At 46.0% G+C, this 24,670-nt stretch carries 19 protein-coding genes; 13 read left to right on the top strand and 6 right to left on the bottom strand.

Annotation, left to right across the window (positions count from 1 at the left end; all coding sequences use genetic code 11):
• Nucleotides 1-90 precede the first annotated feature (90 nt).
• The 3 genes from SWP_RS23310 to SWP_RS02925 are packed head-to-tail and all read right to left on the bottom strand — an operon-like array spanning nt 91 to nt 2,965.
• On the bottom strand, nt 91-531 hold the full coding sequence (locus SWP_RS23310) for a GtrA family protein (RefSeq protein WP_044555618.1): 441 nt from the start codon (nt 529-531) through the stop codon (nt 91-93).
• Nucleotides 513-1,919 (bottom strand): ArnT family glycosyltransferase, encoded by a 1,407-nt coding sequence (locus SWP_RS02930; protein ID WP_020910860.1) that lies wholly within the window; start codon nt 1,917-1,919, stop codon nt 513-515. Before SWP_RS02930 ends, SWP_RS23310 begins: the two co-directional genes overlap by 19 nt.
• Nucleotides 1,919-2,965, bottom strand: coding sequence for a glycosyltransferase family 2 protein (locus SWP_RS02925; protein ID WP_020910859.1), 1,047 nt, complete (start codon nt 2,963-2,965; stop codon nt 1,919-1,921). Before SWP_RS02925 ends, SWP_RS02930 begins: the two co-directional genes overlap by 1 nt.
• Nucleotides 2,966-3,094: 129 nt before the next feature.
• On the opposite strand from SWP_RS02925, the gene SWP_RS02920 reads away from it, so the two are divergent.
• Together SWP_RS02920 and SWP_RS02915 are read left to right on the top strand one after the other, a co-directional pair.
• Entirely contained in the window at nt 3,095-3,775 is a 681-nt protein-coding gene (locus tag SWP_RS02920; protein WP_020910858.1) for a response regulator transcription factor, read from the top strand.
• Nucleotides 3,776-3,777: 2 nt separating this feature from the next.
• The gene (locus tag SWP_RS02915; RefSeq protein WP_020910857.1) at nt 3,778-5,124 is read left to right on the top strand and encodes a sensor histidine kinase; all 1,347 of its coding nucleotides are present in this window, start codon (nt 3,778-3,780) and stop codon (nt 5,122-5,124) included.
• 69 nt (nt 5,125-5,193) lie between these two features.
• Here the strand turns inward: SWP_RS02915 and SWP_RS02910 are convergent, their stop codons facing one another.
• Nucleotides 5,194-6,117: a hypothetical protein gene (locus SWP_RS02910; RefSeq protein ID WP_020910856.1), complete on the bottom strand. Its 924-nt coding sequence runs from the start codon at nt 6,115-6,117 to the stop codon at nt 5,194-5,196.
• 197 nt (nt 6,118-6,314) lie between these two features.
• Between SWP_RS02910 and SWP_RS02905 the strand changes: the two genes are divergently transcribed.
• Nucleotides 6,315-7,265 (top strand): helix-turn-helix domain-containing protein, encoded by a 951-nt coding sequence (locus SWP_RS02905; RefSeq protein ID WP_020910855.1) that lies wholly within the window; start codon nt 6,315-6,317, stop codon nt 7,263-7,265.
• A 128-nt stretch (nt 7,266-7,393) separates the two neighbouring features.
• Nucleotides 7,394-7,966 (top strand): GAF domain-containing protein, encoded by a 573-nt coding sequence (locus SWP_RS02900; protein ID WP_020910854.1) that lies wholly within the window; start codon nt 7,394-7,396, stop codon nt 7,964-7,966.
• 10 nt (nt 7,967-7,976) lie between these two features.
• Here the strand turns inward: SWP_RS02900 and SWP_RS02895 are convergent, their stop codons facing one another.
• Complete coding sequence (locus SWP_RS02895) at nt 7,977-8,552, bottom strand: esterase/lipase family protein (protein ID WP_020910853.1); 576 nt, start codon at nt 8,550-8,552, stop codon at nt 7,977-7,979.
• 182 nt (nt 8,553-8,734) lie between these two features.
• Here SWP_RS02895 and SWP_RS02890 point away from each other — a divergent pair, with 182 nt between their 5' ends.
• The 8 genes from SWP_RS02890 (at nt 8,735) to SWP_RS02855 (ending at nt 20,648) form a co-directional block, all read left to right on the top strand.
• The gene (locus tag SWP_RS02890; protein WP_020910852.1) at nt 8,735-9,772 is read left to right on the top strand and encodes a class I SAM-dependent rRNA methyltransferase; all 1,038 of its coding nucleotides are present in this window, start codon (nt 8,735-8,737) and stop codon (nt 9,770-9,772) included.
• A gap of 658 nt (nt 9,773-10,430) precedes the next feature.
• Nucleotides 10,431-11,600 carry an MFS transporter gene (locus SWP_RS02885; protein ID WP_020910851.1) on the top strand — a complete coding sequence of 390 codons (1,170 nt, stop codon included), beginning with the start codon at nt 10,431-10,433 and terminating at the stop codon, nt 11,598-11,600.
• A 299-nt stretch (nt 11,601-11,899) separates the two neighbouring features.
• Entirely contained in the window at nt 11,900-12,103 is a 204-nt protein-coding gene (locus SWP_RS02880; protein ID WP_020910850.1) for a hypothetical protein, read from the top strand.
• A 56-nt stretch (nt 12,104-12,159) separates the two neighbouring features.
• Nucleotides 12,160-13,314 (top strand): ferritin-like domain-containing protein, encoded by a 1,155-nt coding sequence (locus SWP_RS02875; protein WP_079891906.1) that lies wholly within the window; start codon nt 12,160-12,162, stop codon nt 13,312-13,314.
• A complete protein-coding gene (locus SWP_RS02870) occupies nt 13,311-15,434 on the top strand; it encodes a LodA/GoxA family CTQ-dependent oxidase (RefSeq protein ID WP_020910848.1) in 2,124 nt (707 codons plus the stop codon). Before SWP_RS02875 ends, SWP_RS02870 begins: the two co-directional genes overlap by 4 nt.
• A 3-nt stretch (nt 15,435-15,437) precedes the next feature.
• On the top strand, nt 15,438-16,538 hold the full coding sequence (locus tag SWP_RS02865) for an FAD-dependent monooxygenase (protein ID WP_020910847.1): 1,101 nt from the start codon (nt 15,438-15,440) through the stop codon (nt 16,536-16,538).
• A gap of 780 nt (nt 16,539-17,318) precedes the next feature.
• Entirely contained in the window at nt 17,319-19,907 is a 2,589-nt protein-coding gene (locus tag SWP_RS02860; RefSeq protein WP_020910846.1) for a glycosyl hydrolase family 18 protein, read from the top strand.
• Nucleotides 19,908-20,438: 531 nt separating this feature from the next.
• Nucleotides 20,439-20,648 carry a TOBE domain-containing protein gene (locus SWP_RS02855; protein WP_020910844.1) on the top strand — a complete coding sequence of 70 codons (210 nt, stop codon included), beginning with the start codon at nt 20,439-20,441 and terminating at the stop codon, nt 20,646-20,648.
• Nucleotides 20,649-20,706: 58 nt separating this feature from the next.
• On the opposite strand, the gene SWP_RS02850 is transcribed toward SWP_RS02855, so the two are convergent.
• Complete coding sequence (locus SWP_RS02850) at nt 20,707-21,027, bottom strand: hypothetical protein (RefSeq protein ID WP_020910843.1); 321 nt, start codon at nt 21,025-21,027, stop codon at nt 20,707-20,709.
• A gap of 380 nt (nt 21,028-21,407) precedes the next feature.
• Between SWP_RS02850 and SWP_RS02845 the strand changes: the two genes are divergently transcribed.
• Complete coding sequence (locus SWP_RS02845) at nt 21,408-24,650, top strand: nSTAND1 domain-containing NTPase (RefSeq protein WP_020910841.1); 3,243 nt, start codon at nt 21,408-21,410, stop codon at nt 24,648-24,650.
• Nucleotides 24,651-24,670 lie beyond the last annotated feature (20 nt).

The following is a 24,670-nucleotide window of genomic DNA, read 5'->3' as shown; positions in this document are numbered from 1 at the left end:
ACAAAAGTACAGTCCATGAAGCTAGCGGTTTTAAGCGCAGAGTAAAAGCAAATTTAACAGTTTGTAACATATAGCAGCCTTTTTAACGGATTATTCAACCTCAATCGCTCTAAATGTCCAAAAATTGGCTCCAATCCAATTCAGTATTAATCCAAAAAGCACGCCAACACTAAACGCTAAACTAATGCCTAACCAAGTCTCCCCTAAGAACAATGTCGCCAAATAAAAGCCGCTTAGATTAACAATGGCAGCAGTACATGACACTGCAATAGACTTCAACAATTGTTCAGTTTTAGCCCCTTGCTGTCGCTCATGAAAAGTCCAGCAACGGTTGCACCACCAAGACAGCAGCATAGCGATAGAAAACGCCGCCACCCTTGCTGCCAAAACTTGCAAATGAAGCAACTCAAAAAACAGATAGAACAACACAGCATCCGCAACAAATACCGCCGCTCCCACCAGCAAGAATCGCCCCTCTTGTTGATGGGATTGCCATATTTGCTTCAGAGACTTTAATGACTGCGACGACAAAGCAGTAATCCTCGGTCTTTGTTATTGGCGACTTTTGCGCAAGCTTCAAAACGGTTGTCGATTTTCGAATTATCCACCACCAAATAATATCGACTTTCGCTCGCTGCAATCTCAGCCAAAGAGGTTATCTTTTTAGCTAAACCTGCACTGTAAAAGCGAGCAGAGAAAGGTTGCTTATTTAGGTAGTAAGTAGGCAGAGTTTCCGCTCGTTGCTGTAGCAACCAGCGCTCACTCTTGTCTTTTGCTGAACCGAAATAAATGATCGCAACCGCTATCATTAATAAAACCGCGATAGCTATTGCGACCTTATGCAAATGCGGGACTTGAGAACCACGCCACGCAAAGGTAATCACTAGCGCTAACGCTGGGATCCCTGGTAATACATAGGCGGGCAGGATATTACCAGCAAGCGTGAACAGCACCATAGGCGCTAGCATCCAACAGATGAGGTAACTGGCAAGCGCGCCGTCGTTACTGTCACATCCTTGCTCAACGTGTTTAGGTGCTTCAACATAGATTTTATACAGAGCTTGCGGTAAAAATACCGACCAAGGTAGCGCGGCGCCAATGAAATAAAGCCAAATGGTGCCACGTGTTTGATCGTGTGCAGTGCCATAAAGATCTCCCTGCCAGCCACTATCAACAAATCTAGACCAATGCTCACCGACTATAAAATAGTTCAAAAAACCAGGCGTCGCACTTTCAGCCAAAACATACCAGGGCAGCGCAATGGCCAACATTAATAGCAATCCAGAGACGAGTGGAGTACGTTGCCATAGCAATTTCCAAGGTCTGAAGACTCCATATTGCCACAACAGCCATAGCCCGGTACCAATTGCAAAAATGACTAGAGCCACAGGCCCTTTAGCGAGCAGTCCAATCGCCAGTCCCACAAAGCCGAGATAGCCCCAACGCAGTTCGCCTTGCCAGCATAAATAAAAGCCAACCATCGCCATCGTCAGACCTAACGTTAACGCCATGTCAGTCATGACCGCACCTGCGCTGACAATAAATACAGCTGTAGACGCTAAGATAATCAATGATGGTAAAACAGGCAATCGCTGCTTCTCAGCGAAGGTTGCTACCACGGCTAAGGTCAACATTGCCGCTATCCAATGGGGAAAACGCACTGCAAATTCAGACACACCCAAAATGACAATTGACGTTGCACTCATCCAAGTGTGCAGAGGTGGTTTCCCCCAAAACGGCACATCGTAATCAAACAAAGGAGTAACCCAATTTCCCGTCTCAACCATTAATCGCGCCATTTCACCATAACGGGCTTCAGTGGTATCCATCAGCGGATATAGAGGCAACAGCAGTAATCGGGTTAATACCACCAACAGCAGTACAGCCAGACTTTTCTGCCCTGTGCTCAATGCTTGCATTACTTCGCCTCCAAATAGCTGACATTACTTTTGGCTGCCTTCGTTGTAGCGGAGGCTTTATTAGGTTTGACTTGTGACAGTGATTGCCTAAAAGCCACCTCCTCTATCAAATACAGTGGTCGCTGCTTCACCTCGACAAACACCCGCCCTAGATATTCGCCAATCAAACCTAGCGCTAATAACTGAATGCCAGCAAGACCCAACTGCACCACCATCAATGATGGGTAGCCCGCGACGCTCTCGCCATAGATCAGCGTTTTACTCACTACCCATCCACCATAAGCAAACGCACTAAATGCAGTGAAAACGCCACACCAAGTTGCTATCCGCAGCGGTTTAAAACTAAAAGAGGTTATGCCATCCATCGCCAAGCCAAATAGTTTGCCGTAATTCCACTTTGTTTCTCCAACAAAGCGAGGGTCTCGATCAAACTCCAAGGTCGTTTGCGAAAATCCCGGCCAGCTAAACAATCCTTTCATAAAACGATTACGCTCAGGTAAAGCTCTAATGCTATCCACTACTTGACGGCTCATTAAACGGAAATCCCCCACATTCTCCGGCACAGGAGAATCCGACACCCAGTTCATAACACGGTAGAAACAGCTGGCAGAAAATCGTTTAAACCAAGTTTCGCCCAACCTTTTACGACGTTTCATATTGACGATATCGTAACCCGCTCGCCACTGCTCAAGCATCAATGGGATCTGCTCAGGCGGATCTTGAAGATCAGCATCCAACATAATCACTGCCAGCCCACGAGCATGCTCTATACCTGCTGACATCGCCGCCTCTTTACCAAAATTTCGGCTCAACTTTATACATTGGTATTCATTATTTGCTAACGGCAACTGGCTTACCTGTGACCAAGAGTCATCACTACTGCCGTCATCAACAAATACAATTTCACTGCTCTCATCTAGCTCAGCTAATACTGCTGTAAGCCGGGATAAAAGCGGCGCTATCATCTGCGACTCATTAAACAGCGGTACTATCACTGACAAACACATTTCAGTGCGATTGCCGTCATTCACGCGAGTGTATGTCATGCGAGCCCCTAATCAACTTCATTTTGGAGTAGCATGCCAGTGATAAGGTGAAGAAAATGTCATTGACATTTTTTCGACAAAAAAAGTGCTAAAGTAACCAATATCGAACAGAACCATTGATTAATTGCCATGACACTTAAACTACTCATTATCGAAGACAATATAGATGTCGCAGGCATTCTTGGAGATTACTTCGAGGCTCAAGGTGCAGAGCTTGATTTCGCAGATAATGGCGAACTGGGTTTATCATTGGCACAAGCGTTTGATTTTGATGCCATCATATTAGATCTAATGCTACCAAAGCTTGACGGTCTCAGCCTATGTAAGGCACTACGTTCACTCGGCTGCAGCACCCCTATTTTGATGTTAACCGCACTTGATAATAAATCAGATCTTCTCACCGGTTTTGATTGTGGCGCCGATGACTATTTAGGGAAACCCTTCGATTTAGATGTCGTTGACGCTCGAGTAAATGCACTGATAAAACGTCATCGTGGTCGGGTGGCACAAGGGGTACTTAAATTTGGTGATGTGGAAATCAATATTGCCCAGCATCAAGCCTATCGTCAGCAAATGCAGTTAGCACTGACACCAACGACCTACCAAATATTACTGTTATTGATAAAACATGCGCCAAATATAGTCAAACGTGAACAGATAATTGAAGAATTATGGGGCCAATCCCCCCCCAACAACGATATTTTGCGCAGCCATATGTATCAATTGCGCAACCAACTCGACAAACCCTTTAAAACCCCGATGTTAGCCACGGTGCCTAAAGTAGGCTTCCGCTTACAGTCAGAGGACTAATCGTGCTAAATAACTTAACAAATAGAGCACCTTTAGCAGCGAGTTTGCCACACAAATTGATGTGGTATTTTAGTGCCATCGCGTTAATGATAGGCCTAACACTTTACCTTTGTGTTGTGGGGTTGTCGCAGTGGATAGAAGATGAAGTAAACCAACGAGAATTGGCAAGCAGTGCGCCTTTTGCCATCAAGCAGTTTCAGCAAGGTGCTAAGCAACCGCTCAAAATAGGCTTACACGTTAATGCCTATTACTCGGCAACACTTATTCCACAACAGTATGGTGATTTAAGTCAATTTCCAGCCGAATTCTTAGGCGAAGTTGTCGACAGAAACCAAGCAGGGTTTCTCCATGAAGTGTTCAACTTCAAGTCATCTAACGAAAAAGACCCAGCTACAAAAAGTGAAATTTTTCTCTATCGAAATCAATTTGAACTCAATGGCGAAACGGTACCACTTTACCTAATAATGCCATCGGAAAATGTCGAACTGAGCCAAAGCCAATGGAATGCAATTAATCTGTTTGTATTCAGCTTTATATGTGTACTGTTTATGCTATTTGGTTTTGCTATCCATAAACTAAGCAGTCGATTAGTAGACCCAGTAAAACAGTTAGTAAAACAGCTTAAGTCTCCCACCAAACACAGCACATTTAGTGTAACGCCACAATCTGCGGCCGAATTTCGCGATCTGGCCAACACGCTCAATGATTACCGCCAGCAAAATGAGATGATGATTAAGCAGGAACAAGCCTTCGCCCGCTATGCGAGCCATGAGTTAAGAACCCCTTTAACAGTCATCAGCGGTGCGGCAAAACTACAGGAGCAAAATAATGCGGCAGAGTTTCAAGCCCGTCAACGTAGTCGCATTCAACGTGCTGCACTCGACATGCAACATACCATTGATGCATTGCTTAACTTGGTTAAACAGGAAAATGCCACCAGCAGCACCGCGCCTAGAACATTACAGCAAGCTGAAATTGAGAGTATCACTCAACCACTGCAGGCATTAGCAAATAGTAAAGGCATCAAGCTATCGATTGATTTTAAGCAAGCGCCAGTCATTAAGCCTACCCCTGCCGTGTTACGGATGTTGCTAAGTAATCTCATCAGCAATGCAATAAACGCCAGCGACTCTGGAGAGATAACCATCTCAGTCAATAGCGATGAAATAACCATTAGCGACAAAGGGCGCGGACTATCGGCATCAGAACATGACAGCGCCAATGGACATGGACTAGGCTTATTGATTGTCGATAGTCTTTGCCAGCGCTATCAATGGCAATTCAGTTTATCCGATACTCAACCGACTGGCTGCTGTGCTCGATTAACCTTACCCCAAACAGATAGCTAACGTTCTGGCTCCCAACGTAAAAAACAACTAAGTGCCAATCGATAATCGATTGGCACTTATCCTTTGTTCCTAGCCTTGACGGGTAAAGCGGTATGACTGGATTTGCACCTCTTTGCCATCAATCACCGCATAGCTGTCTACCAAAAATACATCTTGCCCTGCAAACCTAAGCTCTAGACGCATTTGGCTACGCTCATTTCCAGAAAAGGTTTGTCCGTTTGCCCCCACAGGGTAGTAATTGTAACGTTGCAGCTGCGGTTGGAACTCCCCCGAAAAGCTTAGCTTACTGTTGTCATTAAAGTCCGTTTGTAATTGATAGCCCTGCGCAGGAGTATATGACAACAGAACCAGTCCATTTAGGTTCTGCTCTACACCTGACACCTTTAAGTTCTCTACTGATAACGTCGCCGCGGTGGTTTTACTTAGGCCACCTTGAGCAATACCGGTTGCTTCAACGCGCTCTCCTTTGCTATCCAGTGCCCAAATATTCACTAGCCATTGCCCACTAAAAGTATCTAAGCGGTCCCAGTTTTGCGCTATTGTTGCTGGCGCTGCTGCTCCACCCACTTGCGCTGCAGACAAACCATTTATATTAATGCTCTTGCTGGCATTCTCGTTGCGATGATCTTCTCTGTCATTGGCATAATCAGCACTCGCGCCGGCAACACCACCCGCGGCAGCGCCAACAGCCGCCCCTTTTAATGCAAGGCTAGCATCTCCCGCAACAGCGCCCATTGCGAGCCCTAAAATGGCGCCACCTGCTACGCCAGTTTTAAGGCCACGATTACTGTCACGCCCGTCCTCACCAACGCCCTCACTGCTTGCACAAGCTGTCAATACGCTCAGGCTTAACGTAGCTAGAATAATTTTTGAATACTTGTTTACTGTGCTCATAGTGTTAGACGCTCCGTTGATAAAGGTTTTGTCAGCCGCTGTCGTTGAAGACACTAAATGTGTAGATTGTGTATTTGAAAAAATAGTGTTGCTAGACATAAATTTATCCTCATAAGAATATGTGTCCCCCTGTAAATGCTGCTAACTTAGGGGAAGTGGTAACGCATTGATGACTATTAAACCTGTAATCTAAAAGTGCTATTAGGGCATGGCGATGAAAAAAAAATATCCCAATGCCTAGTTGAGATCAGATTGTTCCGCATTGCTATTTATCGAGACAAACAGAGGGAGTCAGCATGAAATCAGACAAGTTTGCAGGCATTGCAGATTACATCACTCAGCGACGAGCCCAAAAGTCCTTGTCACAAGAGGCGCTAGCTTATGCTCTGATTGATTATCATGAATTGTTTGCGGATCTCGACTCCTTAACAATCAGCCGATGGGAGCGAGCAAAGGTCAGTCCTAATCTGCGAAGGCAGGTAGCGCTTATGGAGTATTTTGGCGACAAACCCCACACACTATTATGTGATCCAGCCTTTGAGCTTAAACAGTTACCCTCGCTCGATGCATTCAACAAAATGTTAGATCAACAGTTCAAGTACAACCACGTAATGGGAGCTCACCCCTATATTTCCCCCGAAAATATTAGTTTCGACAAGCTGTGTAAGCGCGCCGATGAAGCAGCACAAATGTATGGTTGGATAGCCAACTATCACACCAACCTCAGTCATGGACGAGAGCAATGGAGTCAAAACTTCATAAAATCATTAGCTGATGTAGACTCAACTGAAGTCTCTTTTTATCTGGTTAATGGTTTGCTCGCTGGCCACATTTTTATGGTCAAAGTCAGCCAAGAAACTTTTGATCAACTGCTTTTCGGTAAGCTCAAAGACAATGAGTTAACACCTGCCCACCTCATAGCGAGTGACCAACCTGGTTGCTTATACATGCTAAGCACTTATCTAGGGGGAGCCCATGTATCAGAGGACTTCGTCGCACAGCTACTATTTACCTTGGTTGAAGATCCACAGAACACCTCTTTTGGTTATAAAGCGCGTTCAGACATAGGAACTAAGCTAATGGATTTTCTCGGGGGCGTGGTAGTCCATACTGGAGAAGTATTAACAGAACGTTTAGACGGTGCTAAATACCAAGGCAAGCGTCGCAGCTATGTTTCTTTCAATCTGCAACGCCAGGTGCTGATTGCCAGCCCACTTTTCCTAAATCTCATCCGTAATAGCAAATAGTCATTATTTTTTATTACAGATTTCTTTAGATCTAAGTTGATTTTGGTCAGAAACCAACTTAACTAATATCAAGGTTGCACGGAATCGCGCCTGTGGTCTGAATCAGAGACTAAAAAAGGAATATAAATATGATTGCACTCAACACAGCAGAGATCGACATTCACCATGACATCTGTGAAAGCTGGCAAGAGATGGTCAATTTGGTCTCTGAAATATCTCGCATCCCCGCCACGTTAGTCATGCGAACCTACCCCAGAGAGATAGAAGTATTTATTGCCAGCAACACCCCCAACAACCCCTATAAAGCTAAAGATCGAGAACGCTTAGGTATTGGCTTGTATTGCGAAGCGGTAATAACAGGTAAGAAAGAGCTAATTGTTAACGATGCAACTCAAGATCCAAATTGGGATACAAATCCGGATCTTAAGCTCGGTTTGATTGCTTACTTAGGCTTACCTATCTGTTGGCCCAACGGCGACATATTTGGCACCATCTGTATGTTAGACTCGCAACCCACTCAGTTTGATAATCCGACGAAACAACTGCTCACTCGCTTTAAGTTGAATATCGAAGCCGATCTTAACCATGCCTATCAACAAGCACTGTTAGCTGAAAAAAGTGACCATTTAAGTGAAAATTTGCAAAGTGGTAACCACAATTCAGAAACGGTGAGACCGATAACACATCGACGCTCTGTTTAAGCAAGCAATGTCAACTTGGCAAATTGCCATTAATTTCATTAACGATTTTACGACTAAAAATCACGCTAAGGTGCAGCACAACCCAAAATGACTTATTCTCTGCCACCGCCCAAACGGAACTAACGCTGGGCACAATAGTGAGATCTATCGGGGTGCGATAGGAATACAGCACAACACCTTCAAGGCTGCTTACAGTGGCATTGAGTTTACTTAACAATTTACTTTTAGGCCGCAGCTGCCTTACCCCTTTAGACGGATATGGCAAGTAAGCCCAAATACTGCCAGCATGGGGTGTTGACAGGCTAAAGAACTGACTCACTCTGCTCGCTCCACCCAATAATTGTAAGTAGTAGCGACCGACAATGCCGCCCATGCTAAAACCAATGAGCACCAACTCCTCGCTTGCACCAAACTGCTTGTCTATCTGCTGCTTTAAGTTTTCGGCCGCATACTCAATTCCTAAGCGCCCATCAAATGGTCCAATGGTGGGAGAAAAACATTCATGACCCGCTTTGGTAAGTTGATGCTGCATCCAACGCATCACATGCCCAGTATTAAAAATGCCATGTACTAATACTATCTTCACAAAGACTCCTTTTAGGGTTATCCCCACTCATACTCTAGCAGCAAAAACATCCAATATACTTTGGCAAAAGCACTAAGGCGTTGCAAAACCTGTAATACACAAGCTTCAGCGATATTTATTACATTAATTTTGCTACTATTAACTCGTCCCATCTGCCTATATTTCAAATGAGCCCAGTATTTATGTCGACAAGCCAATCGAACCCCATCTCTTTGTCAGTATCACAAGCATTGACTGCAGCAATTAGCAATCGAACTAAATTTTTCGCTGCTGCACAGCAAAATGACACTGATTGCTACCGCATTTTTCATGGCACAGTCGAAGGTGTTAACGGCCTCAACATCGATCGTTATGGCGAAGCTTGGTTGATCCAAAGCTTTCATCAATCATTGACCGAGGACGAGCTAGCTCAAGTCTCTGAACTACTCATTCAACAAGCACAACTGCCGATTATTTATAACGATCGCTCTAACAAAAACTCTCGCGTGCTTAACCGCTTGAGCGACGAGACTGAAGCCTTTGCAACTAGCTCACAAACAATGCACGAAAATGGCATTTTGTTTAGTAGTAAACTGCGGCATGAAGGGCAAGATCCACTGCTGTTTTTAGATATGCGAGTTGGCCGCGAATATGTAAAAGCGCACAGCCAAAACCGATCGGTACTGAACCTGTTCTCTTATACCTGTGGTATTGGCACCGCCGCAGCGGTTGGCGGTGCATCTCGAGTGGTAAACATCGACTTCTCCTCATTTGCACTGGCTGCAGGTAAGAAAAATGCCCAGCTCAACCATGTTGAGGGAGTATGTGAATTTGTGCAAAGCGATGCCTTCCCAGCACTTAGGCAACTGGCAGGACTAAAAGTGGGAGGGCGCAGAAATCAAAAGCTCCCAGCCTATCCAAAACTCGCAGCAACACAATTTGATTTGGTCTTTTTAGATCCACCAAGATACGCCAAAAGCCCATTTGGTATCGTCGATCTGATTAATGATTACCAAAGTTTGTTTAAACCAGCACTGCTCACCACCAAAGCAAAAGGCACCATAGTGTGCTGTAACAATGTCGCTAAAGTGGATCGCCAAGCTTGGTTTGACAGTTTAGTCCGCTGCGTCGAAAAACAAGGTCGCCAAGTCACCAAGCATACATGGCTTGATTGTCATGAAGACTTCCCTTCGTTTGATGGCAACCACCCACTAAAAATCGTGGCACTGACCTTAAGCTAGCCACCTACCTCAGCGTCTAGAGCAGCAATAAATGGCAACAAAACCTGCCATTTATTGCAACTTCACAAGATGTAGCACTCAAACTAGGTAAAACATAACAATAAAATATATTTCACTGCGCAATACCTTCCACAAAAAATAATCTTTAAAAAGCCTTAAAAAACTCCCCACCCAACCAAAAAACAATAAAATCAAAAGCGATAAAACCCATCTAAAACAACAAACTAACCAACAAAGACAAGCTTTGGCAACGACAAAACAACAATGTTCAAAAAATAATCTTTACTTTATTAAAAAAAGGCCTAAAATCCGCTTCCCATTATTTAGGGGCTGTTGATCTTTCACGGTTGTTTTTGCCGCAGTTTATTGGCTATTTTGACAAGGCGGAGGCTATGCCGTTTAGTTATTCTCCACAAATAGTTTACAACACAGTAAAAATAGCCAAGAAACGCGGCCCTTTGGGTTCGATTCAATGCTTCTATTCTTTTATGACTAGAATGTGTTATGAGCTTTTCACTTAGCCAGCTAAGCTTTATCGCTCAAGCCTTGTACTAGAAGCATTATTCCTTACGGTAAAGAACCGAACAAAAACTAAGCTCGAAAGTTCAACAGCCCCTAGCACCAAACATGCAAAAGCATATACATTCAGGAGTACAAGGTGGATAAATCTGCCTTTTTTACCGTAAAAAATAGCACCTTCACACCTGTGGCAGGGTTAGCTTTTTTCGCAATAGCTTCCGGCTTCCTCATGAGCCTTATTCCCTTGTCCTTAACATCATTTAATATGGACAATTCGCTTACAGCTTGGCTAGCCAGTATCTTCTACTTAGGCATACTAGTGGGTACTTTGGGTGTACAGTCCATTATCACTAAAAGCGGCCATCGCTTGGCACTTGTCCTGTTCCTATCTCTTTTGATAGCAACCATATTATTGATGCTCATGCATCCCGTTGCGTGGGTATGGTTAGCGGCACGATTCATTGCAGGCATTGCCGTTGCGGGAGTATTTGTCGTGGTGGAGTCTTGGTTACTCATGGCCGACAGTGCTAAACAAAGGGCCAAGCGATTAGGTTTATATATGATGTCTCTTTATGGCGGCAGCGCCTTGGGTCAGCTTGCTATTGGTCCTATCGGCATTAGCGGCTTAACCCCATTTTTTTGTGTCATAGGGCTTTTACTCATTGCCATATTGCCGCCACTACTGGTTAAAAAGGGACAACCTTTACAGTTGCAGCATCAAAAAATAGGACTGAAAGAAGCACGCAAAATAAGCACTCCGGCCATCATTGGTTGTTTGGTGTCTGGCATGTTACTCGGGCCTATATATGGTTTGATGCCTAGCTACATTAATACCCAGCTTGCCAGTACCGAGAAAACAGCATTTTTAATGGCGGTGATCATTATCGGCGGCATGCTCATTCAGCCATTGGTGAGTTTTTTATCAGTAAGAGTCAGTAAAAGCTTACTGATGGCGCTGTTTTGCTTACTTGGAACCATAGGTATTGTGGGAGTATTAGACGGCAAATCATTGCTGATAATCAGCATGAGCTATTTTATTCTAGGCGCCAGTTGCTTTGCCTTATACCCCATAGCAATCACGCTAGCTTGCGAAACGATAGGAGTAGAAAAGATTGTCGCGGCCACAGAGTTAATGTTGCTCAGTTATAGCATAGGCTCCGTCTTTGGGCCTGTCATTGCTGAGCACAGTAACCGCTCAGCCCATTCACTGATTTTGTATTTGGGCTTTGTACTGACTACAACTTCTATTTATATGCTGCTAAAGAGTTTGCACAAAACCCATAGCGGCCAAACGCCCGCCATAGGTTAAGTAGCGAATACGCCAACACTGATAAGAGTATTCAGAAAAATACTCTTATCGATTTTAACTCCCTATTGAAACCATTCCCTCAATCGAAGATGGCTAAAACCACTTTGCGATTCCGCCTTTCTCCTTAGCGGGAATGCGAAATTCAAAAATAAAAACTCACCATTAGTAAGCACTTAACTAAAAAGAAGATTACCGAAAGGTTACCCGTTGCGATCTAACCTAATCTCTGTTCCGAGTGTAATTGAGTACAAGAATGCCAATTAACAACGGATGTTAATTGGCGACAAGGAGTCACAGTCATGCACATTAAGCAAACGCAACCACAGTCATCAAACTCAAAGCGCTACCTGAAAAAGCAACTAGTGCTCTTTATTTCAGCAGCAACGGCTATGGCCAGTGCTTATGCTGCAACAGCGGCAGAAGTGTCCCCCGTTCTCAGCTTAACAATTGCCCAAATAGATATTGCTGTGGAGCAAAAAATACCGCGAGCAAACACTCAATAATTCAGTAGCAATGGCGTAAACCCACCTAAATATGCAGCGCACCAAAAAGGAAATACATGATGAGTATTAAAAAATTTCTCGGGATGAGAACGCAGCAAGAACTGCTAACCAGCCACGATATCGTACACCCAAAGAGGGTGGTTAATAGAAACCAGTGGACCATTGAGGCTCTGCGAGAGCACCTACAGTGGGCCGTCGACGTTGAGCTCTATACCATTCCCTATTATATGTCGGCAATGTACTCCGTCATCGACCAAGCCTCTGAGGCTAGACGGCTAGTGCGCTCAGTGGTCAACCAAGAGATGCTGCATATGCAATGTGCGGCCAATATAGCGAATGCCTACGGTGTTGATCTGCACATTACCGCTCCTCACTACGGCAAAGAGGTACCCCATTTAGATTTTACTGAAAATCCTAATCAACCTACGAAAGTCTTCAGCCCTTATAGCACTCAAATAGGGCCGATGGACGTCGAGCGTATCAACACCATGTGTATTATCGAATGCCCTGGCGAACTAAGCCCTGCAACGTTAAATCCTAGCAATGATGAGTACAGCTCAATTGGTGAGATCTACAATGCAATCCGCGAAGGCGCGGCGGTACTTAGCGAATGCATCATCGCCAATAATAACCAAGTGGCTCATTTCCAATCCACCTACCCTGAGGTCAGTTCGCTAACAGTCAGTAAAGATTGTTGTGAAGGACTCAATCAAGTTAATGGGCTAATCGATTTAATCGTCGATCAAGGCGAAGGCGCCGCATGGCCCGAAGAGAGCATTAATCGAGAAGTGCCGATTGAGCAACGATTTGAAGATTACCAACAAGAGCAGCTTCCGTCTGAATATCAAAACCATGTTGATGATATTCAGCCCTACTGGGATCACTTCCAAAAATTTACCTATCTGCGCAAGCAAACACTGCCAGAGACCTTTCCGTTAAACTTTGGCAGCCCTCGTGGGCTTCAAAACCAACAGATCCTCATTAGCCATTTTGGTCATTTCCTGCAGCTAATGAATATCGTATTTAACCCTATCTATCAACAACAGTTGGCCGAAAAGAATGGCATCAGTGTCGAGCAGGTGCAGCATGATGCTGGCGCCGAGTTCGGCACCACCATGTACAAAGTCGGCGCCGCAATAGCCGCTTGCTGGGAAAACGGAGTCGTCCCTGTATTCTCTACTTCACAAAGCCAAACGGAGCAATCATCATGAGCCAGTCTATTTTTAAAATTCATCCCGCTATTGGAATTGCTCGTGTGGGCAATAGCAGCGAGTACTACCTTGCACCAGAATCCATTGCCGCAATGCCGCAACCGGGTAAACCCTGCGATCCCACAACTGGTGGCTTACCCATTCGCCCAGGTACCGAAGACACCATCATCAAAAGCTCAGAGTTCCGTGATGCCTGCGGCGCCTTTAAACGTCAGGCAGCTCGCTTTCGTATTTTTGCCTACCCTGAAGAAGCAGTTGAAAAGTACCCCGCTGAACATGGCGAAGAGATTAAGATAGGCAGCGTTATCAATGGTAAAAAAGTGGTCGACATCGTATGGAGCGTGCACCTGGCCAATAAAAAATGTAGCTGGTTTGCCAATGACGATGACCACGGAGCTGTCGCCTACGATAATGGTGCCACGCCGACCTTGAGAAACTTGCGGGAGGGTCTAGATCCTTACAATGGTGAGCGACTCAAAAAGCTGATTATAGATGCTGGCCCTCGGGTGCTAAAAGGTTGCGACAGCAAAGCCAGTTTCTGCCCCGCAGATCAAGCCAGTATTGAAAAGGATGGCGAAGTCGTTCCGTTACCCGACTATCCAGTGTCTTTCCCCTATATGCACTTTGAAGCGCTAGATTGTCCACAAGGTCGAATTGATACCCTAGGCGAAATGGAAACCGACAGCCAAGGACGCTTGATTGTTGCAGGTGGTTACGGTCGCAGCAACGCTTGGAAGTTAGATGCAAAAGATAAAGTGCAGATCAATAACCCCGTCAACAATGACCAATGGTTTGACGACACCTCTGACGGCCCAGTCAACGCCACCGTGCAGTTTGATGATGGCACAACCGCGAGCGTATTTGGTGGTTGGGTAGTGGTTACCGACCCAAGTTATGCGCCGCAAACCCTCAACGTCGTTTCACTGTTTGACGAAGCCTACGATCTGTTCCTACGTCAACTAGATTTAGATCCCGCTATTTTCAGTGATGGACGGTTTAATCCCGACTACCATCCTGCTTTCGACGACCATATTAAGCCGATATTCAGAGCTACCGCCCAACAATTGTGGAACGCCTACCTGCCGAGTTTTGCCATAGATGCTCACAAGAATGTCGACAGTATTACAGCCGACGACAACCCCGATGAAACCATCTTGGCTGGCCTTGCATATATTCGCCAACCCAATGCAGGAAACCAAGCAAGCTGGCGCTCACAATCTATCGATGTTGGCGCACCGCTTATGCCATTGTCACTCGGTGACTCTAGCCCTGCGGGCGGTAAACCGTTTCTCAGCCCAACGGTGAGTCAGTACCACGCTCTACACTGTTGGTCTAATCATCAATACAAAATTAGCAACGACAAGCCCCTTGGCGCGGGGGAATATCTCGACCGAGCAACGCTGCAAAACTGTCTTGGCGGCCGCTTTAGCCCCGGTATCGATATGACTTGGGTGATCCGAGAGCCCAGCATGTATGTCACTCACTGGCAACAAGGCGCAGGCCCCTTTCGAATTCACCACAAAACACTCGATTACGCCGCAGTCAGTAACCAAACTCTTGGCTATAAAGCCCCGTTACTGACCCTTGGCTGGATCCCTCGCCATGAAGATGTTGAACATCTAGGATTGGAGCCAGGAGATGCCACCAAGTTTATGGCGCTGCCTTGGCATGCAGATTATAACTCCTGCGCCATTCACCAAACCTCCCCCAATACACAAGACTCGCAAACCCTCTATTGGTCATGGCCAGCTCAGCGTCCAGTGACGGTTTATACAGCTCAAGACTATAAAGACTCGCAGATAGCAAAAGACCGTCATGGCCTGCCACCACAGCGCTATTCGGTCAGAGGCAGTGGTACAGTACCTGGCGAAAACAGCCCAACAGACAGTGGCAACTTAGCCAATGCAGGCCGCTTCTGGCAGTACAGCGAGATGCTTGAAAAGTGGAATGATATTGGTGTGATAGTGCAAGCCAGCATTATCGATGATGGAGAATGCTACCCCGACGATGTTTATCTAGAAGTGGAAAGTAAACTCGAAGGTAAAACCCCAGAACTGAAGCAACCCACTCCTTGGCCCATGATTGCTGGTAACCAAACTGCCATCAACAAAAAGAGGTAAGCGATGAAACCACTCTATGACGTCATCATCGTCGGAGGGGGCCCAGCAGGTTGTGCAACAGCGATAGCGTTGCACAACCTTGGGGTTAATAATACGCTTGTCATCGAGGGCAGTGACTACACAGCCCCTCGTATTGGCGAGAGCATTCCACCCAATAGCCGTGAACTATTTGAAAAATTAGGGATCTGGAGCGCCTTCAGTGCGCAAAAACATGCACCTTGCCTAGGGAGTTACTCAAGCTGGGGCAGCGATAAGCTCGGCTTCAATGACTACCTATTTAATCCACAGGGCAATGGCTGGCATTTAAACCGCAGTGCATTTGACAAGTTTCTCGCCATGCAAGTCGAGAAGCTCGGCGGGGCACTACTAAAAAACACCCATTTTGCAAACTTAAGTCAAGAGCAGCACCCGTACCCAATTAAAGTAACCCTGCGCAACAAGGCTCAAATTAGATGCCGCTTCATTGTTGATGCCACAGGCCGTAGCGCTAAAGTTGCCCGACAATTCAACGCTAAAGTACGAGTCGAAGATCAACTGGTCGCAGTGAGTGGCTACTTCGAGGCAGACGACATCATTGCCAAAGAAAGCTATCAACAAATGACCCTACTCGAGGCAGTAGACTATGGCTGGTGGTATCTAGCTCACCTCCCCAATAATAAGGTTATCGTAACGGTTGCCAGCGACGCTGCCGTGATTAAACAAAAGCAGCTCAAAAGCACAGATGCTTGGCAACACGCCATGCACCTCACCCAACATATTAGCCCTATTATTGCTCAAGCTCCGCCGAGTAATCTGCACACTTGGATTGCCCAATCAGCCATTATGGATCCTCCCGCCGCCCAATGCTGGCTAACCGTTGGTGACTCGGCATCAAGCTTCGACCCTATAAGTTCACAAGGGATCTACAAAGCCCTTAACAATGGCATTGAAGCCGCCACCGCGATTAAAGCTTGGCTCGATAACAATGCACAGGAGATCAACCAATACCGCAACGCCATTGGTCACAGCTTTATCAACTATCTAGAACAAAAAGCTTTTTTCTATAATCAAGAACAACGTTGGCCAGACAGTGAATTTTGGCAAAAAAGACAAGGACCACCATAATCATGGCAATGTAACCCGCTAATGTACAATACAGGTACGCGCTAACTTAGTGAGCGTCAGACTCACCAATAATACCAATCAGTATATAGGTTTGATCGCTCAGCGAGAGTTTAGCGCCTTTGAGGTAAGGTCATTAAATGCTCCTCGGTAACTGCTCCTGCGTGACTCTCGATAATCACTCCAGCATGATGCTAGCTTCGAGTATCCTTACTCTCGTATCTCCTATATCTGACCTCCAGGGATGGCTTAAGCATGTCAGGAACATGCTAGGCCATGTGGTTAGCAATGAATAAAGAGCATAGTTAAACTAGCTTCAAGTTCATTAACGTTGCATCAGAGCCACTAAAACTCGCCTGCAGGAGTGTTTTTGGCTAGCAGTAACTTCCATTCAATTATTTAGTAGTTAACAACTAACCCGCCAACAATTAGTCAGTCAAAAGCAGTAATTTACCCCTATACATGCCCATGAATTAGCTAACGCTGAATTAACGCTTGTTTTTTACACAGTTTGAGTTAGGTTAATAAAACCACAATGACAACGCTGTCATTGTGGTTTTAATGAAATGAAAGGCAAGCCAATTTATATATTGGTATGCAAGGCCTCTCGGCAAGTGTCCGCCAAGTCAGACATAGATACGAGACATTTCAGGAGTTTCTTCATACAGCAGGATATTACCCTGAGTAACCAATGCCTGTCTGTGTGGTATTAAGAATGCAGTCGTATTCTGTTCAAGCTTTGTTTTGCCTTATTGATACTAGCAACAACCAATAGGGATTATTATGTACAGCAACAAACTCACTGTCACTGCGCTACTGGTCGCCGCAGCTTTCAGCTCCTCCGTCTACGCTCAGGCGCCAGGAAAACCCTCAATCGCTTGGGGAGAGACTAAATTTTCACTGATTGACGTGCACCAATCGGCCACTGCCTACAACCAACTTATCACAGTCAAAGATGCCGCCAGTGTTTCGGTTTCCTGGGAGCTATGGAGCGGTGAAACAGGCGACAGTGCCACAGTATTACTCGACGGCGTGCAAGTTTGGTCTGGCCCAGCCGCAGCGACGGGGACCGCCACCTTTGATGTCACCGCAGGGGGTCGCTACCAAATGCAGGTAGGACTGTGCAATACCTCGGGCTGCACGCTAAGTGACGCCAAAGAGATCATCGTTGCCGATACCGATGGCAGCCATTTAGCGCCATTAACCACCACGCTAACAGAGAACAATCAGCCCTATAGCAACAAGTCCGGCAAAGTGGTCGGTGCCTACTTTGTTGAGTGGGGTATTTATGGACGTAACTTCACCGTCGATAAAATTCCAGCACAAAACCTCACTCACATACTTTATGGCTTTACTCCCATCTGTGGTGGCGATGGTATCAACGATAGCCTCAAAGAGATTGAAGGCAGCTTTCAAGCCCTGCAAAATGCTTGTGCTGGCCGCGAAGATTTCAAGGTGGCCATTCATGACCCTTGGGCGGCAGTGCAAAAAGCCCAAACCGGTGTCAGTGAGTTCTCCGACCCATTCAAAGGTAACTTCGGTCAGCTAATGGCGTTAAAACAAGCCTACCCAGACTTGAAAATTCTGCCATCCGTGGGTGGTTGGACGTTATCAGATCCTTTTTACTTCTTTGACGACAAAGTCAAACGCGACCGCTTCGTCGCCTCAGTCAAAGAGTTTCTACAGGTATGGAAGTTCTTCGACGGTGTCGATATCGACTGGGAGTTTCCCGGTGGCAAAGGCGCCAATAGCAATTTGGGTAACCCAGCCACCGATGGGCAAACCTATGTGCTACTGATGCAAGACCTACGCGCCATGCTTGATGAACTCAGCGCTGAAACGGGCCGCAGCTATCAGTTAACGTCCGCTATCAGCGCTGGCGATGACAAAGTCTCAGTGGTTGACTACCAACAAGCACAACAGTATATGGATCATATCTTTTTAATGAGTTATGACTTCTACGGCGGCTGGTCAAACACCGATCTTAACCATCAAACTGCGCTGCATGCCGCAAGCTGGAAACCCGACACGCAATACACCACTGATGTAGGTGTTCAAGCGCTATTAGCCCAAGGTGTAACACCCGAGAAAATAGTGGTTGGGGCCGCCATGTATGGCCGCGGCTGGACAGGCGTTAACGGCTATCAAAACGACAATCCCTTCACTGGTACAGCAACAGGCAAAGTCAAAGGCACATGGGAAGATGGCGTGGTCGACTACCGTCAAATAGTTAATCAATACATGGGCGGTGCATGGCAATACAGTTACGATGAAGTCGCAGAGGCTCCTTATGTGTTTAACGCTGCAACGGGTGACCTAATCACCTTTGACGACCCACGTTCAGTAAAAGCCAAAGGGCAATACGTCACCGCCAACCAACTAGGTGGACTATTCGCTTGGGAGATTGATGCAGACAACGGTGATATCCTTAATGCCATGCATGAAGGACTTGGCCACGGAAGCGGTACCACACCGCCCGTTAACAAAGCGCCTATCGCCAACGCAGGCAGTAACCAAAGTGTCACAGGCCCTGTAACTGTCACCCTAAACGGCAGTTTATCGCGCGACCCAGAGGGCAAGCTACTCAGCTACCAATGGAGCCAAACGGCTGGAGCCAGTGTGCAACTGCTTGATGCAACTAGCGCGCAACCGAGCTTCGACTTAGCCGCCACTAGCACTACCACCCAATACAGCTTTAGCCTAACCGTTACCGATCCTGAGGGCTTAAGTACCAGTGCCAGCACCCTGGTTACTAACACAGCAGAACAAGCGAATCGCGCTCCCACGGTATCACTAACGGAAAACGTAAGCGTTGATTCAGCCAGCCAGGTCAGTATTGCCGCCACAGCCAGTGATCCCGACGGCGATAGTCTCACCTACAGTTGGACGCTAGCCCCAGGACTCAGTGCAGCCAACACCACCAGCAGTGCTATCACAGTCACAGCGCCAAGTGTCACGGTTGATACTCAGTACAGCATTAGCGTATTGGTCTCTGACGGCGCGCTAGATAGCAGCGCTCAAAGTGTTATCACGGTAAAAGCCGCTGCGCCGAACGGCTGTGACGCCAGTGATCCCGACGCCGCAAACCACCCTGCTTGGCAAGCTGATGCAACCTATACTGGTGGCAATACTGTTAGTCATAACTGCTTGGTATGGAGGGCAAAATATTGGACTCAAGGCAACGAGCCTACGGTTACTGCTGGCGAATGGGCACTGCAAAGTAATGTAGAACAAGGTTGGCACTCTGGCGTTGCCTATAACGGTGGAGATACCACTAGCCATAATGGCCGCAAATGGCAAGCAAGCTGGTGGACACAAGGCGAAGAGCCTGGTGTTGCCAGCGTTTGGCAAGACATAGGCGTCGCCAACTAAGCCCGCTTCACTAACCAACAGAGCAGTATGCAGTTAAAGATATAGCCCAAGACAGCGCAGCCATTGCGCTGTCTTTATACTAGATGACAAACAACAACTTAAAATAAAAATCCAGCTATTAATGTTTCAACATTAGGGAATGTTGATCTTTCATGGTTGTTTTTGCCACAGTTTATTGGCTATTTTAACCAGACAGAGGTTATGCAGTTAAGTCATTATCCACAAATAACCTATACCGCAGTAAAAATAGCAAGAAGCGCGGCACTTCAGGTTTGTTTCAATGCTTTTATCACAGCGTTACGAGCTTTTCACTTAGCTCACTAAGCGCCATCGCTCAAGCCTTGCCCTAAAAGCATTATTCCTTTCGGCAAAGAATCGAACAAAAACTAAGCTCGAAAGTTCAACAGCCCCTAGCTTTGATTAACCTTCTGCGACTTACTTCAAATAAATATCACAATTTAACTTTAAAATTAGATAGATAGCCAAATACGCACGTATACTTTAGCCTTCATACATTAAAGGAACTATTCCATGAAAATCAGCGCACGTAATACCCTAAACGGCAAAATAAAATCTATCGACGAAGGTTCAGTCAATAACGAAGTCGTTATTGAGTTGGCACCAGGCGTTGAGATCACGTCTGTTGTGACTAAAAAATCTTGCCAACAACTTGGCCTAGTGGTTGGTGGTGATGCGTATGCCATTATCAAGGCAAGCAATGTGATGGTTGCTGTAGATTAACCAAGTCATCTAAGTCTAGTCAGCAAAGCCGCGGTTGCAATGGTAACAGCGGCTTTACTCAGCCAAATAGTGAGATGACAAAGCCAATAATAATCAGAGAAGTTCCCAATAAAATAGTATATTTCACTCGGGTTGCTTGTTTAAAAGCTTGATGACCAGCGTACTGGATATCGATATTGTCAGAGATTTCGAAGCCACGCCCAAGCGTCCAGAAAAACAGTGTTAGCCTATCAAAAGAAGCCATAAAACGACCTTGCGACCCCAGTAAACTGTCCCATTGCTGCCGATCATGCTGCTTAAGCGTACGATTAAGCTCAGGCAAGCCCATAAAAGCAATTCCTATAAACAGCACCACAAAGCCCAATGCTAATACTGACATTTTGTCCTCCACTGACGAAAAGCAACCCCAACAAGCTAAACATCAAACAAATTAACCAAAAAGTAAAGACCAACTAACCCCTCAAGCCAATAAAATTGAGCTTTTTCGAAAAGCACATAATCACTATTAGTCACAAGCTAACTTAAGCTTTCAGCCAGAAACGTTATCAAAAGTGCACTTAGCAACAACATTAAAAATAAACAACAAATTAACAGTATTCACACTTTAACTACACATCAAACGATGCCATAATCATTAACAACTTAGTGGTTAACCACCTGATTTGTGGTTTTTTTTGACTATTTTTTGGGGTAAATACAGCAGGAATAACCTTACCCTAGGTCAATAGCACCATCCTATAGGGCCAATGGAATGAAACTATGAGTGATAGCACGTTTTTCTTCGGCGAGTGGCAGGTTGACCCTGACGCCAACAGTCTAAGAAACGGTAAACAAGTTAAGCAGTTAGAACCTAAAGCCATGGATGTACTTAACTTGCTTTGTCAGCGTGCAGGTGAAGTATTAAGTAGTGACGACATTGTGCATCATTGCTGGCCCAATACCGATGTGGGCGACAATCCACTGCATAAAATCATCAATCAGATCCGTCGTGCCCTTGGCGACAGTGCCACCTCGCCTATTTTTATTGAAACCATTCGCAAACGCGGTTACCGCACCCTTGCAGAAGTGCGTTTTCCCATTGGCCAAGAAGAGGTCGCCGATAGCCAAAGCTGGCAAAGTGGTTCGCCATTTCCTGGTCTGCAGGCATACTCTGCCAATTATGCCGACGTATTCTTTGGTCGCGGTAAACAGGTCAGCGTGCTACTCGATAGAGTCAGCCAACAGATAAAATATGGCCGCGCTTTTTGTCTTACCCTCGGTCCCAGTGGCAGTGGTAAATCATCACTCATTAACGCCGGCGTGATGCCAAACTTAATGACATCAGCTGGCTACAACAGTATTAAAGTGGCATCTTACAGTGAGTTAGACTTTGCCGATGTTGGCGCTTCACAGCTATTTATTGAACTTGCCAGTACCATGCTCGACTGGGAGCTTAACGATCTTCCGGTGTTTGACGGTTACAGCGCCGACACCCTAGCAACCGCGATTCAAGCTGATCCCAACCGCATAATCCAGCTATGCCAGCAAGCACTGAAAAATCAAACCAGCGGCTTCACCCATTTTGCCCTGTTTATCGACCGGCTGGAGATCTTACTCTCATCGCCGCTGTTTATTGATGATGAGCGCCATCAGTTTGTCGAACTCATCGAACATCTATCCACCTCAGGCACAGTGCTGGTACTCAGTGCTTGTCGTAATGAGTTTTATCCATTGCTGGTGAATTACCCCACGCTAATGGCGGGCAAGAGTCGCGGCGCCCATTTTGACTTAGCGCCGCCCTCGCGCAGTGAGCTACTACAGATGATCCGTCTGCCAGCTATTGCGGCTAACTTAACCTGGGACAACGATCCTGACACTGCCATGCCGCTGGACGAAATCATCTGCGGCGAAGCCGCCAGCAACCCCGACGCCCTGCCCATGCTGCAGTTTATGCTGCAAGCACTTTACTTACGTCGCAGCAGCAATAACCAATTATTGCTCTCCGTTTATCAAGAACTTGGCGGCATCGAAGGCGCCATCGGCAAAAATGCCGAAGACGCCGTAAACGCCCTAACCAATCAGCAAAAGGCCAGCCTGCCACAGGTGTTGTCGCTGCTGATCACCTTGCGTGAAGATGAAACCTCAATTACCAGCCGCACCGCTCGCTGGTCACAGCTCAGTACCCAATCAGAAATAGCGTTAGTGCAGGCCATGGTCGACAGTCGCTTGTTTGTCTCCCACCTGCAAAACGATGAGCCCTGCTTTAGCATCGCCCACGAAGCACTATTAAGGCGTTGGCCACGTGCCACCAAATGGATAGAAGCGCATCTAAGCGATCTGCAGATAAAAAGCCGCCTCTTCCATCTTGCCAAGCGCTGGCGCAAAGAGCACAAAAATAATGCCTATCTAATCGCCGACGGCAAGCCGCTGATGGAAGCGCAAACACTGCAACAAAACCCGCTTTTCACGCTTGAGGCAGAGGAGCAGCAGCTCATCGACGCCTCAGCAAAACAGCAACAAAGCAAGCGCTGGCGTCGTCACGCGACCATTGCCATTCTCTGCCTGTTGTCAGTGGTGTCGGTCGCCATGGGACTTAAAAGCATGCAAGCCGAGAAAATGGCCCAGCAAAAACGCCTCGCCGCCGAAAACCTACTCGGCTTTATGGTCGGTGACTTCGCCGACAAGATGCGCGGCATCGGTCGTATGGATCTGCTCGATGGCATCAGTAACAAGGCGTTAGAATATTTTAGTGACGACGCTCAGCTCAACAATGACTTAGGTTTTGCAGCTAACTTCCAACACGCGCAAACCCTTGAGGCAATGGGCGAAGTCGCCTATTCGCGTAATAAATTAGATGAAGCCAGCAGCGCCTTTCATGCCGCCCGCAATAAGCTCACCGCACTGCTGGAGCAACAACCGCACAATTTAGAACTACTCAAAACCCTCGGTGCCAATGCCTTTTGGATAGGCCAGCTCGATTACGACAACAGCGACTGGGATGCCGCTAGGGTGTGGTGGGAGATCTATAAGAATTATAGTCAGACTATGTTTGATATTGCTCCTGATGATACTGAATCGTTGATGGAGCTTTCTTATGCGCAGAGTACTTTAGGGTCGGTGTCGATGAAACAGCAGGACTTTGTAAGCGCGCAAGAATCATTTAATAATTCACTAGAACTAAAATTAACAGCGTGGAATAAAGATAAGGAAAACTCTAAACGCAGTGCAGATGTAGCGAATACAAGGTCATGGTTGGCCAGTGCAGCTTTAGCTCAAGGCGATATATATACAGCAGTAAAAAGCCATCAACAGATTCAGAAGATGTTGAATAATACTGACTCAAGTGCATCCTATACGCTAGATAGATTAGCAAGTAGTCATCATATTTTAGCAACACTCTTCTATTATCTTGGTCAAACCCAGTCAGCATTTCAACAGGCTCGATTAAGTTTTCAAACTATTACGGAAGCCCTCGCTCGAGACCCTAAGAATCAGACTTGGAGAGTCCAACAATATAATGCTTATTTTATCATGTTGATGTTCATCGATGAGCCTTTGGAATTAGATACTAGTTTTCAGCCTGAAGCTATAGGTGCTCTACTGAAAGCAGATAAATCACTTGTTCAGTCCAATCAATTTGAAGTCATGTGGGCAAAATATAACTTAGCCGCTGCAACATATTATATAAAAATAAATGCTTTTAAAGAAAGTGCTCAAAGAGCTGAAGAAGCCACAAGGATATTTAAACAAATTACGTTAAAATATCCAAAGAATAATCTTCATTTAGGCCGCTTAGCCTCTAGTGAGCTGCTGCAAGCTCAGTTGGCAGAGAAGGTAGATACTAGTGGCAAAGTTATACGCTTGTGTCAACAAGCAAAAGAAAGAATGGCTGACTTAGTTAAAGTCAATAAACACCCCAACTTTACGATTTCTTACATTCGTGCTCTGCACTGTCTGAACCAATTAGATAGTGAACCAGAATTGATTAGCAAATTAAAAAGTTATGGAATTAAAGTCGACTAATCATAAAAGTTAGTCCTACT

It is taken from the genome of Shewanella piezotolerans WP3, from assembly GCF_000014885.1.
In the GTDB taxonomy this organism is placed as follows: domain Bacteria; phylum Pseudomonadota; class Gammaproteobacteria; order Enterobacterales; family Shewanellaceae; genus Shewanella; species Shewanella piezotolerans.
Note: the sequence above shows the minus strand (reverse complement) of the source record. Positions and strands in the feature narration are given on the sequence as shown.